Annotated in this window: 3 protein-coding genes and 2 pseudogenes; all 5 read left to right on the top strand. The window is 62.7% G+C overall.

What is annotated here, in order from left to right; translation table 11 throughout:
• Positions 1-223, top strand: a pseudogene (locus tag PDO_RS10745) (AAA family ATPase); the annotation flags it as partial.
• A gap of 4 nt (positions 224-227) precedes the next feature.
• A complete protein-coding gene (locus PDO_RS10740) occupies positions 228-1,502 on the top strand; it encodes a vWA domain-containing protein (RefSeq protein WP_007601684.1) in 1,275 nt (424 codons plus the stop codon).
• Positions 1,499-1,828 (top strand): XdhC family protein, encoded by a 330-nt coding sequence (locus tag PDO_RS10735; protein WP_007601683.1) that lies wholly within the window; start codon positions 1,499-1,501, stop codon positions 1,826-1,828. Before PDO_RS10740 ends, PDO_RS10735 begins: the two co-directional genes overlap by 4 nt.
• Positions 1,828-2,535: an XdhC family protein gene (locus tag PDO_RS10730; protein WP_007601682.1), complete on the top strand. Its 708-nt coding sequence runs from the start codon at positions 1,828-1,830 to the stop codon at positions 2,533-2,535. Before PDO_RS10735 ends, PDO_RS10730 begins: the two co-directional genes overlap by 1 nt.
• A pseudogene (locus PDO_RS10725) lies at positions 2,532-4,124 on the top strand (NTP transferase domain-containing protein); the annotation flags it as partial. The gene PDO_RS10730 and the pseudogene PDO_RS10725, both read left to right, overlap by 4 nt.

Below are 4,124 nucleotides of genomic sequence, written 5' to 3'. Positions count from 1 at the left end.
GCGATTGCGAACCATCGACCTGTTCAAGAACCCGGGCATTGCCGAAACCATCGACTGGGCGACGGCGTTGACCGAACTCGACCGCCTGGCGCTCGATCCGGAAACCATTGCCGACACGCTGGGCACACTGTTGAAATACCAGGAGGATATCGCCCGCATCCAGGGCAGCGAGGGCCAGAGGGTGCTGTCGGAGGTCAAGGCCGAACTTCTGGCAGCGGGCTGAGCCGATGCAGACGCCTGGCACGGGATCTGACAAAAGAGATGGGATCGTCGGGTCTCTGCCCGTTCAGGGAGAGGGCCGGCTGGCCGACAATATCGTGCATTTCGCCCGTGTGCTGCGCAAGGCCGGCTTGAAGCCAGGCCCGGGGGCGGTGATCGACGCGATCGAAGCCATCGATACGATCGGTATTGGTTCCCGGGTGGAGTTTCATGCGGCACTGGCTTCGATCTTCGTCAAACGGCATGAAGACCAGCCGGTGTTCGACGAGGCTTTTGCGATTTTCTGGCGCGGCCGCGACCTTGTCGGCAAGATGATCGCGCTGATGTCGCCGGTGGCGCTGGATCTTGGCGAGCGGCAAAAACCAAAACCGGGATCGGCGCGGGTCAGCGATGCGCTGTTTGCCGAGAAGAACAGGCCGGTGCGGGAACGCAACGAGCCCGATATCGAGATCGATGCCCGGTTGACCGTGTCAGGCCAGGAAGTGCTCCGGCAGATGGATTTCGGCCAGATGAGTTCAGGCGAACTGGCGCAGGCACGACGGGAGATCGAACGCCTTGCGATGCCCTTCGACAAGGTATCGACCAGGCGTTTCCGTGCGTCGACACGGGGTCGCTACGTTGACCAGAGGGCCAGCATGCGCCAGGCGCTGCGAACCGGAGGCGATCTGATGTTGCCGCGCTTTCGCGAACGACGTCAGCGTCCGCCGCCGCTGGTGGTGCTTGCCGACATTTCGGGCTCGATGAGCCAGTACAGCCGGATCTTCCTGCATTTCCTGCATGTGCTAAGCGAGCGCCGGCAGCGGGTGCACACCTTCCTGTTCGGCACGCGGCTGACCAACGTCACGCGGCAACTACGCCATCGCGATCCGGACGAGGCGATCGCCCAATGCACGGATGCCGTGGCCGACTGGTCGGGTGGCACCCGTATCGGCGAGACATTGCGACTGTTCAATCGCCAATGGGCACGCCGCGTTCTGGGCCAGGGCGCCGTCGTGCTTCTGATCACCGACGGTCTGGAGCGGGATGATGTCGAAACCCTGGGCGTGGAGATTGACCGATTGCACCGCTCGTGCCGCAGACTGGTCTGGCTGAACCCGCTATTGCGATTTTCAGGCTTCGAGGCTAGAGCGCGCGGGGTCCGGGCGATGTTGCCGCATGTTGACGAATTGCGTGCCGTTCACAATCTCGAGGCGCTGGGTGACCTTGTCAGGGCGTTGTCCGGCCCGCCCGAGAGAGACGCCGATCCGCGTCGGTTCCTTGCATCCATGAAAGGTGTGTCATGACCAAAGACAGCTTGCGGCATGATCCGCTGTTGATTGCGGAAGAATGGATCGGGGAAGGCCGCGATGTCGCCATCGCCACGGTGGTCGAGACCTGGGGCTCGGCGCCCCGGCCCGTGGGCAGTCATCTGGTGATCGATCGCGACGGCAATTTCGAGGGGTCGGTGTCCGGCGGCTGTGTCGAGGGCGCGGTGATCACCGAAGCGCTCGATGTGCTGGACAGCCGGCAGCCGAAGATGCTCGAATTCGGGGTGGCAGATGAGACTGCCTGGCGGGTCGGCTTGTCCTGCGGCGGGCGCATTCGTGTCTATGTCGAAAGGCTCGGCTGATGGATCCGGCGCATCTGAAGGCTCTGAATGCGGCCAGACGCAAGCGCAGCGCTGCCATGCTGGTGACAGACCTGGCGAGTGGCCATGACAGGCTGGTTCTGGAAGGCGAGGAAGTTGACGGCCCGCTTGGCGAGGCGGTTGCACAGCATTTCCTTTCGGGCAAAGCCGGGACGGTGCAGATCAATGATCGGCAGCATTTCCTCAATGTCTATCTGCCGCCGCCGCGCATCGTGGTGATCGGCGCCGTGCATATCAGCCAGGTACTGGTGCCGATGGCCCAGCTTGCCGATTTCGACGTGACGATCATTGATCCGCGTACCGCCTTTGCGACGCCGGAGCGCTTTGCCGATGTCGAGCTGATCGCCGACTGGCCACAGGACGTTTTCCCGCAGCGTCCGCTCGATCGCTATAGCGCCTTGGTGGCCGTCACCCATGACCCCAAGATCGACGATCCGGCGATTGCCGCGGCACTTGAGGCGCACTGTTTTTATGTCGGCGCGCTGGGAAGTCGAAAAACCCATGGCAAGCGGGTCGAACGGCTGCTGACGGCAGGCTTCGGGCCTGAGCAGATCGGGACGATCTCTGCGCCAATCGGTCTCGACATCGGGGCGGCGTCACCGGCGGAAATCGCCGTTGCGGTGTTGGCGGATATCATCCGCGCGTTTCGCCGCCGCACACTTGTCTCGTCGACAGGGGACGCCGCATGATCTTCGGCAGCATGGCGGTCGATGAGGCCTTGGGCGCCGTCTTGGCCCATTCGGTGTCGCTTGGATCCGGAAAGCTGGCCAAGGGCCATGTGCTGGAGGCCCGCGATCTGGATGCATTGCGCGCAGAGGGTATTTCATCGGTGATCGCTTGCCGTATGGAGCCGGGCGATCTGGGTGAAGATGCTGCGGCTCAAAAGCTCGCTGAGATGCTGGACAGCATTGAAATTCGGCGTTCGCCAGCGACCACGGGCAGGGTCAATTTCTATGCCGAAGCCAATGGTCTTTTTGTTGCGGACAAATCGGTGGTCGATCGGTTCAATCGCATCGATCCCGCCATCACGCTGGCCTGTCTGGCCGATCATGCCGATGTCCGGACGGGGGATTTGGTTGCGACAATCAAGATCATCCCGCTCGCGGTTGCCGGACGCTGGGTCGAACAGGCCTGCCAGCTGCTGCAAACAGCCCGGCCTTCCAGCTAAAGCCTTATGCAGCCCATGCCGTGTCTCTGGTCGCCACGACCTTGCCATCGCTGAAAGCCTCGGTGATGGACAAGACGGCCAGGGTTCTGCAGCAGCGGCTCGTTTCGTCCAGCAGCGAACTCATCTCGGAAGTTCGCGTGGCGCATCGGGCCGAGGCCGTTGCAGAGGCGATGAAAACCGCGATTGCGGCTCCACAGAGCACTGAGAAGACGCTGCCTGCCATGATCATCGTCTTCGGCGCGTCGGCGATGAGCGATCCGCAGGATGTCATTCCGGAAGCGATCCGGCTGGCGGGTGGGCGGGTGGTCCAGGTTGGGTTGCCGGTCGATCCCGGCAACCTCCTGGTGCTCGGCTATCTCGGCAACGTGCCGGTGATCGGCGCGCCGGGCTGTGCGCGGTCACCGAAGGAGAATGGGTTCGACTGGGTGCTCAACCGCCTGCTTGCCGGCGAGGTGCCGACACGTGAAGATTTGACCGGCCTTGGAGTCGGAGGATTGCTGATGGAAATTCCGAGCAGACCGCTGCCGCGTCTGATGGCTACAGTCGATCGCAAAGCAGAGGAGATTGCCGTCATCATCCTGGCTGCGGGTCGGGCAAGTCGCATGGGGAAAAGCGGGCAGCACAAGCTGCTGGCCGAGTTCGACGGCGAGGCGCTTGTCCACCGGGTTACGCGTCAGGCGGTCGAGGCAAAGATAGGGCGAGTGCATGTCGTCGTCGGGCACCGCGGCGATGAAGTGTCCGCCGCGCTTCACGGTCTGGATGTCAAAATCATCGACAATCCGCACTACGCGACCGGCATGGCGAGTTCGCTAAAGGCAGGGCTTGAACAAACAGATGTCTCGGAGGCTCCGGGCATGATGGTGCTGCTTGCCGATATGCCGAATGTCGCCACAGACGATATCAGGGCGCTGGCAAAGGCATTTGCCAAGGCGTCCGGAATGGCAATCGTTCGTGCCGTCGCCGACGGACAACGCGGCAATCCGGTGATCCTGCCGCGTTCCACCTTCGAAGCGCTCAAGGCCGTGGAAGGTGATATCGGCGCACGTCCGGTGATCGAAAGTGCCGGCCTGCCGGTGATCGATGTTGAAATCGGCGTGGCTGCCCGGCTTG

The sequence above is a fragment of the Rhizobium sp. PDO1-076 genome, from assembly GCF_000247475.1.
Lineage (GTDB): Bacteria > Pseudomonadota > Alphaproteobacteria > Rhizobiales > Rhizobiaceae > Allorhizobium.
The sequence above is the reverse complement of the archived record's forward strand: the minus strand, read 5'-3'. Positions and strand labels throughout refer to the sequence as shown.

Coding starts and splice junctions, on each gene's coding strand:
- PDO_RS10740 (WP_007601684.1), top strand. CDS start 228: ATGCAGACGCCTGGCACGGGATCTGACAAAAGAGATGGGATCGTCGGG.
- PDO_RS10730 (WP_007601682.1), top strand. CDS start 1,828: ATGGATCCGGCGCATCTGAAGGCTCTGAATGCGGCCAGACGCAAGCGC.
- PDO_RS10735 (WP_007601683.1), top strand. CDS start 1,499: ATGACCAAAGACAGCTTGCGGCATGATCCGCTGTTGATTGCGGAAGAA.